Below are 8,126 nucleotides of genomic sequence, written 5' to 3' on the forward strand. Positions count from 1 at the left end.
GAACAGGCTTTCGGGCCTGTTCCACAACAGATAAATTTTCTGCTTGTGGGGAGTAGGGGTTGGGCATCTTGCCCGCCGATAAGAGGTTAGAACCAGTCCAATAAGTTACATTAAAGTTACTTGCAGTTATATCTAAAATTCTTATGCTCGGTAATTTTCAACAAAGCAACCTGCGGATTGAGCTTGAAGCTTCCGAAACAGCGATTAGAGACAGCTTGTTGCGTCCGAGTCAATTGCAGCAGTGGCTGTGGCCGCAGCAGTTGTCTAGCGGTTTGCCGGAAGAATTTGCTCGAGGTTTGACCTTTACAAGTTGGCTGGGCCCCGTGGCAGTTCAGCATCACGTTGATATTGTTGAGCACAATTGTCTGCGGCTGTTATTGAGTCAGGGAATTGACGGATTTCACGAGTGGTATTGGGGCGATGGTTGGGTGCAGTCTCGGTTGGAGGGAGTGTCGCTGCTGCCGCTGAATTTGGGACAAACAGCTAGTTTACTCCGGCTGCGGGAGTTTGTAGCCGGGAAGGGTAAGCGGAAGTAGATAAATGACTCTCCAAAATCATGAGAACAAAGTCTGGTAGTCTTGCATAGCAACGAAAAATTCTTAATCCTTTTAGGGATAAAGAAGCGTTGTAATGTTGAATAAAATACCACAAAGCTCCCACAGGATTGGAGAGCTTTTTAGATTAGGAAAGACTCTTTCTTACAACAATAGCGAGATATCCTGTACATCAGGGAGTTCTTGCATCTTTCGATCTCAGAAGTTTTGCCCGTATCTTTCCCGACAGATTTGTGTCGCTGGCGAGGCAAAACTTTTTTATATGCGACCCAAAAATCTGTATAATAGACGGCACATTGTCTGTAAACTCCTGGGAGGGAATCCCAAAAACCTTTAGCACCCATTTCAACTCGACTTCCTATATACACCCCTAGAATTTCTTTGGTTAAGGCATCCATTGCCAGCTATTTCCACTGCTTGTTAGCCTTAGTGCTTACAAGCGACTACATTTCATCACCTTAGATCGTTAGCTTGCCTGGATTTTTTGACTTTACTTGAACTTTCCGGGGGACTGATGCTAATTGTTGAAAAACACATAGTATTGGAACCAGCGGGGGCACCCTCGTGACTTTTACAATCGCGACTCAAGATATTTTTTCTAATAAAAGCCGATCGCTCAATTATTTGGTTTCTTCTCCAATCGGTTGATGTCTCTGGTTGTGAAAAAACTACCTGTGACAATCTCTATATTCAAAATTTTGCTTAGCGCTGGGGGTGGGACAATTTTTAACGATGTTTGGATAACAGAAACGGTGACAATTCATGGAGTTGAGAATTAACAAGGCTTAGGTACGTCGCATAATAACTTCTTACCCTTACTATGCCAGACCACCTGAAAGCCACTTCGCTGCCGAAAAACTAAGAGTGTGTTATAAAAACATAATTTGTTCCTTTCTAAAGCGCTATTCTCGACACAACGAACCCGGTGTGTTTTGACTTCGCGTTAATTTTTACAAAAAAAATAAATATGCTGTCCATTCCAGGCATTGCCGTCCAGAAGCTGCTTTACGAAAGTGCTAACTCTCTGGTTTACCGGGCCCTTCGGGAAGCGGATCGCCAACCGCTCATCCTCAAACTGCTCAAAGAGAGCTACCCGACACCTCAAGAATTGCTACGCTACCGCACCGAATACCGCATCACCCGAGAGCTGAAAGAGGCGGGAGTCGTGCAAGTTTATGACTTGCAAAAATACCAAAACAGCCTCGTGATTTTTGTGGAGGACTTTGGCGGGGAATCCTTGAAAATATGGATGCAGCAGCGAAAGTTTAGCCTCAAGGAATTTCTGCAAATTGCGATCGCTGCCACTGAAACTTTAGGGCAAATTCACAGCGCCAATATCATCCATAAAGATATTAACCCTTCTAATATAGTATTCAATCCAGCGACCGGACAGCTCAAAATAATCGACTTTGGCATTTCCACTCAGCTAACGCGAGAAATGCCAACCCTGAAAAATCCCAACGTTTTAGAAGGAACCCTCGCTTACATCTCGCCGGAACAAACTGGTAGGATGAATCGCTCAATCGATTACCGCACTGACTTTTACTCCCTCGGCGTCACCTTCTACGAATTGCTGACAGGAAAACTGCCTTTTGAGACAGAAGATGCTTTAGAGCTAGTTCACTGCCACATTGCCAGACAGCCAGTTCCACCGCACGAAATCGAGCCAGAAATTCCCCTAATTGTCTCGCAAATTGTCAGCAAGCTGATGGCCAAAAATGCGGAAAATCGCTATCAAACTGCATTGGGTCTTAAGCAAGACTTAGAAATCTGTCTGGTTCAATTACAAGAAACCGATAGCATAGAAGAATTTGACTTGGGAACGCTGGATCTTACAGACCATTTCCTAATTCCCGAAAAGTTATACGGCAGAGAAACCGAAGTTGATAATTTATTAAAAGCTTTTGAAAGAGTTCGTAATGCTAGTGCCGAAATGATGCTGGTGGCTGGCTTTTCTGGGATTGGTAAAACCGCAGTAGTGAACGAAGTTCACAAGCCGATCGCCCGACAGCGTGGCTATTTTATCAAAGGCAAATACGACCAATTTCAACGCAATATTCCCTTTAGTGCATTTGTGCAAGCATTTCGGGAATTGATGGGACAATTATTATCAGAAAGTGACGCTCAGTTACACAGATGGAAAACCCTGATTCTCACCGCAGTAGGCGAGAGTGGGCAAGTCTTGATTGACGTAATTCCTGAATTAGAACACATCATTGGCGCTCAACCTCCTGCACTAGAATTGTCGGGGAGTGCCGCCCAAAATCGCTTCAATCTGCTGATGCAGAAATTTGTGCAAGTATTTACCCAAGCAGAACATCCCTTAGTGATGTTTCTGGACGATTTGCAGTGGGCAGATTCGGCATCGCTGAAATTGCTACAACTGTTGATGGAAGATACCGGGCATCTTTTGGTATTGGGTGCTTATCGGGATAATGAGGTATCACCGGCTCATCCGTTTATGTTGACTGTGGATGAGATTGTGAAGTCTGGGGCAGTGGTGAATACTATTACCTTGCAACCGTTGAGTTTAGCAGATCTCAATCAGTTGGTAGCAGATACGCTGATTTGCGATTTATCTTTTGCTCAACCTTTGACAGAATTGGTTTATCAAAAAACCCAAGGTAATCCTTTTTTCTCGACTCAATTCCTCAAGGCGTTGCATGAAGATGGTCAAATTATTTTTAACCCCCCTCAATCCCCTCTTAGCAAGGGGGGCAGTCAAGGGGGGTGGCAATGCGATATTAATCAAGTTAAATTTGCCGACGCCTCGGATGTGGTGGAGTTTATGGCGGCGCAATTGCAGAAGTTGCCTGCCGAAACTCAGGATGTTCTAAAACAGGCGGCTTGCATTGGGGCGCAGTTTGATTTAGAGACATTGGCAATAGTCAGCGAAGAATTACCAGAACAAACGGCATCAGCGCTGTGGAAAGCCTTGCAAGAAGGACTCATTTTAGTAATTTCCGAAGGCTATAACTTCATTCAAGCAGATACTCAATCCTCTACAGAGTCTGTTACTAATCCCACTTATAAGTTCCTGCACGATCGCGTCCAGCAAGCGGCTTATTCATTGATTCCTGACGATCAAAAACAAGCCACTCATTTGAAAATCGGACAGTTACTCCTACAAAGTTCTTCTGAGAGAGAAATCGAAGAAAAAATCTTTGATATTGTGGGGCATTTAAATCAAGGAATTGAGTTAATCAATCAATTAAGTGAACGCTCCGCCTTAGCCCAACTCAACTTAGAAGCTGGACGTAAGGCTAGAAATTCTACCGCCTACGCTGCAGCAAATATTTATCTACAAACGGGAATTGAGCTACTGACAGTCAACTGCTGGCAAACTCAATATGAATTGACACTAAATCTATATGTTGCTGCTGCTGAAATTGCCTATTTGAATGGTGACTTTGATGGTATGGAACAGATGGCTGCACTGGTTTTGCAAGAAGCCCAAACAATTTTAGATCGAGTTAAAATTTACGAAATTCAAATTGCCGCTCAGACAGCCCAGAGCAAGGTTTTAGAAACGATCGCAGTAGCAAGAGAGGCACTCTTACAATTGGGGATTGAGCTTCCTGCCGAACCTGATGAAGCCAAGATTGGCAAAGCGCTACAAGCCCTTGCGGCTCAACTAAGCGGCAGAAAGATTGAGGAATTGGTTCACCTACCTGTGATGACAAATCCACAGACTCAGGCAGCTATGCAACTGTCTGGTATGTTGTTTCCACCCATTTTTCAGGGAATGCCCGGTTTACTGCCCTTGCTGAGCTCAACGATGGTGAGTTTATCGCTCTCTTTTGGGAATGCACCCGCATCGACGGTGGGTTATGCGATGCACGGGATGGTTTTCTGTGCCTTTTTCCAAGAGGTGGAAACGGGCTATGGCTTTGGGCAATTGGCACTTTCATTGCTGGATAGGTTGAATGTACCCGAATTCAAGTCCACAGTTCTACTTTTGTTTGGTGGCTGGATTCAGCATCGCCAAGAATCTCTTTTGGCAACGATACCGACGCTGAAAGAGGGCTATAGGTTTGGTATGGAAACCGGCGACTTTGTAGACGCTGGCTACAACATATATATTTGTTTTTATACTCATTTATTCGCTGGTGTAGAACTAGACACTTGGGAACCAGAAATAGCAAGTTATAGGGCGGTAATGGCGCAGTTGAAACAATATTCTGCGCGGGTTTATTTGGATATGATTCAGCAGACGGTGCAAAACTTGAGGGAAACCCATACTCGGCCGGATTTGTTAATAGGCTCTGCCTACGATGAAACGGTGATGATTCCCAAGCACTATCAGGATAATGAATTTACGGCGATCGCCTGTGCCTGCATCTTCAAACTGCTGCTTGCTTACTGCTATGGCAATTACACGGCTGCCCTAGACCACATTACCCAAGTCAAACAGTATTTGATGGGAGTATCTGGATCGGCTTTTGTTCCCATTTTTCATTTTTATGCAGCCCTGACGCACCTGGCACTTTTTCCCGCACAGCCAGCAATTGAGCAAACTGAAATTATTGCCTTAGTGGAAACCCATCAAAGCACGCTGCAACAGTGGGCGCAAAATGCTCCGATGAATTATCTGCATAAATGGTATTTAGTGGAAGCAGAACGGCAACGGGTGTTGGGCAATAAAGCCGAGGCGATTGAAATGTACGATCGCGCGATTTCTGGAGCAAAAGAAAACAAATATGTTAATGACGAAGCCCTGGCCAACGAACTAGCAGCCAAATTCTACTCCGAATGGGGCAAAACAAAAGTTGCTCAATCCTACATATTTGAGGCGTATTATTGTTATGTAGAATGGGGAGCCACTGCTAAGGTAACGGATTTAGAAACGCGATATCCCCAATTATTCGCGGTAAATCAACCGGGAAGGAAAAACACTCAAACTACCGTAGCAATGACAACGACTGGTTCGGGGAATCACCTAGATATTGCCGCAGTTATGAAGGCTTCTCAGGCGATTTCTGGAGAAATTATGCTCGATAAGCTACTGTCTAGCTTGATGAAGATTTTGATGGAAAATGCAGGGGCGCAACGAGGTTATCTGATTTTGTTAAGCCAGGGACAACTGTTCATTGAAGCTGAAGGGAAAATCGATGACGAACTCGTCACCGTGTTGCAGTCAATCCCCGTTGAAACCTGTCAAGAACTTTCCTCCGCAATTGTCAATTATGTGAGTCGCACTCAAGAAAGCGTGGTACTAGATGATGCTGCGCGATCGGGACAATTTACTAAGGACGCCCACATCCGAAAGCATCAGCCCAAATCAATTTTATGTGTACCGCTGATTAACCAATCTCAAGTCATTAGTATTGTTTACTTAGAAAATAATCTGACAGCGGGAGCTTTTACCCCTGAAAGAGTGGAACTATTAAAAGTGTTATCTGGACAAGCGGCTATCTCAATTCAAAATTCTAAGCTTTATACAGAAGTACGCAAAAATGAAAGTAGGCTAGCTCAACTCAACAAAGCTTACGAGCGATTTATTCCCCATCAATTCCTCCAGTTTTTAGAGAAATCAAGCATCATTGATGTGGAATTGGGCGACCAAGTGCAGTTAGAAATGTCGGTGTTATTTTCCGACATTCGCGACTTCACCACGCTTTCGGAAACTATGACGCCGGAGGATAATTTCAAATTTATAAATTCTTATCTCAGTCGCATGGAACCTGTCATTAATGAAAATAAGGGATTTATCGACAAATATATTGGCGATGCGATTATGGCGCTATTTAGCGGTGAGGCGGATAATGCGGTGAAAGCGGGAATTGCTATGCTGCACCGTCTCGCTGAATACAATGAATACTGCGCTAACGCTGGCTGTGCGCCGATTCAGATTGGGATTGGGATTAATACGGGTTCTTTGATGCTGGGAACTGTGGGAGGACCAAATCGCATGGACGGGACGGTAATCAGCGATGCGGTGAATTTAGCTTCTCGTGTAGAAAGTTTGACGAAAAATTATGGGGTGGCGCTATTAATTACCCAGCCAACTTATACGCGCCTGAAAAATCCATCCCAGTACGCAATTCGCACTCTCGATACGGTAAAAGTCAAGGGAAAATCCGAAGCTGTGACGATTTATGAGGTGTTTGATGCAGATCCGCCAGAAATTAAACAGGCCAAGTTAGCTACGCTGGAATTGTTTGCAGAAGCTAGGGCACTTTACTCGGGAGGGAAGTTATTTGAAGCGGCGCGGCTTTTTGAAGAGTGTTGGCGTCACAATCCGGGCGATCGCGTTGCTAAAATTTACTGGGAACGCTGTGAGTCTGCATTGTTGACTCGCACAAAAATCAAAGACAGGCTACACAATTTACATTAAGCGGTTGCTATACCTGAAAATCACAGCAAAAGTTCGATCGACTGCTGAGACACCCTACAAACTAGGCGATCGCGATCGGGTAGGTATGTGGTTGCGCTTTAGCGCTAAAGCGCCACAACATACGAAGTCTAAAAAGTTACTGCCTGAACTATACTGCTGGCAGTGACTCCTTTCAAGACAGCTAAATATTCCCCTGTTACCTGATACTGAATTATAGTATCGCTAACAAAAGCACCGGTTCCTTGAAAAATATTTAACTGGTTAAAAGAAAGGGGGCTAATTAAATCAATTTTGTCTTGATTTAGGGTGAAATCATTAATGACATCGGCGGCGGCTAAGTCTGTTCCACCAGTATCGATCGCGATCGCAAACACATCAAAACCCAATCCGCCGGTGAGAGTGTCGGCCCCCATTTCTCCAAATAAGTAGTCATTACCCCCGTCGCCAAACAATATATCGTCGCCATCGCCTCCGTAAATGCGATCGTTTTCCTTACCTCCGTAAATCAAGTCAATACCGCCGTCACCCTGAATAAATTCACTTCCTTGGCCGCCAAAAATAATGTCATTGCCATCACCCCCCCTAATACCGTCATCCCCTTTTTGTCCGTAAAGCAAGTCATCTCCTGCTTTACCATGAAGATAATCATTGCCGGGGCGTGCGTGGATAATGTCGTTTAATGCCGATCCTGTGATGCGATCGTCGGAGTCTGTCAAACCGATTACTGACTTTTGGGACAAGGTTTTGACATCGCCTAAGTTATCGTTATCGCTGATATTGACTGTGAGAGGGGCGACGAGATTATTATACAATGTGTCATTGCTGGTAGTGGCGTGGCTAATTGGGCTGACGCGATCGTCCTCAACAACCGCATCGTCAACCGCAGTCACCGTTACCGTTTGAGCGACATTCCAATTGGCGGGAGTAAAAGTAAGGGCAGGTAGGCTGACAGTAACTTGAGTTTCAGGGGTAATGGCGACGGTGACATTAGCAGTTGGCTGAGTATTTAATCGCACTTTGTATATATCGCTGCCCAAGCTTTCGAGTACCTCGGTACTGCCAAGTGGTTCAATGAAAATGACAGCGGGAGTACCTGGAGTTGGCGTCGGAGTTGGAGTTGTTGTCGGAGTTGGAGTTGGCGTCGGAGTTGGAGTTGTTGTCGGAGTTGGAGTTGTTGTCGGAGTTGGAGTTGTTGTCGGAGTTGGAGTTGTTGTCGGAGTTGGAGTTGTTGTCGG

3 protein-coding genes are annotated in these 8,126 nt (G+C 44.9%); 2 read left to right on the forward strand and 1 reads right to left on the reverse strand.

All coding sequences use genetic code 11. The annotated features are described in order from the left end of the window. The first annotated feature begins 143 nt into the window (after window positions 1-143). Window positions 144-536, forward strand: a complete 393-nt coding sequence (locus QUA83_RS13030; RefSeq protein WP_333150755.1) for a hypothetical protein — start codon at window positions 144-146, stop codon at window positions 534-536. A 985-nt stretch (window positions 537-1,521) separates the two neighbouring features. Further along, complete coding sequence (locus QUA83_RS13040) at window positions 1,522-6,891, forward strand: AAA family ATPase (RefSeq protein ID WP_333293559.1); 5,370 nt, start codon at window positions 1,522-1,524, stop codon at window positions 6,889-6,891. A 128-nt stretch (window positions 6,892-7,019) separates the two neighbouring features. Here QUA83_RS13040 and QUA83_RS13045 read toward each other — a convergent pair. After that, the coding region (locus QUA83_RS13045) for a calcium-binding protein (protein ID WP_445301772.1) at window positions 7,020-8,126 on the reverse strand (1,107 nt) is incomplete at its 5' end.

This window comes from Microcoleus sp. K1-B1, assembly GCF_036704705.1.
Classification (GTDB): Bacteria; Cyanobacteriota; Cyanobacteriia; order Cyanobacteriales; family Microcoleaceae; genus Microcoleus.